Source organism: Rhodococcus sp. B10 (assembly GCF_011770055.1).
Lineage (GTDB): Bacteria > Actinomycetota > Actinomycetes > Mycobacteriales > Mycobacteriaceae > Rhodococcoides > Rhodococcoides kyotonensis_B.
In genome coordinates, this window is the sequence record NZ_JAAFYV010000109.1 from 1 (window position 1) to 429 (window position 429).

The 429-nt window shown below is 57.3% G+C and carries 1 protein-coding gene; it reads left to right on the forward strand.

Features of this window, described 5'->3' with window-relative positions; genetic code table 11:
* Positions 1-277 (forward strand): 4Fe-4S dicluster domain-containing protein (locus tag RhoFasB10_RS25880; protein WP_206031388.1); only part of this gene is annotated, 277 nt, incomplete at its 5' end.
* Positions 278-429 lie beyond the last annotated feature (152 nt).

Below are 429 nucleotides of genomic sequence, written 5' to 3' on the forward strand. Positions count from 1 at the left end.
GAGCAACACCAACCACGAAGAGAACCAGCCAGCGCACCTCACGCTCAAGGATGTCAGCGTGCCGGTGAACATCAACTTGGCCAAGTTTGGCGGCCCTGAAGGGCGCTACTGCCCGGCGGGAGTGTATGAGTTCGTCAACAAAGACGGCGCCGACCAGTTGGTGATCAACGCGCAGAACTGCGTGCACTGCAAGACTTGCGACATCAAGGATCCGACGCAGAACATCGTCTGGGTCACCCCGGAAGGGGGCGGTGGCCCCAACTACGCGGCAATGTGAGCGCCACAGTGTGATGGGTGCCCTGGATGGCACTCATCACACTTGCCGTGTGTAACAGAGGAAGCGCTGTGTGCCATATGTCACAGGCACCAAAGAGCACGGACGACAAATTCTCTCTTGGAAGAATGATGGAGCATATGAAGATACTGGTC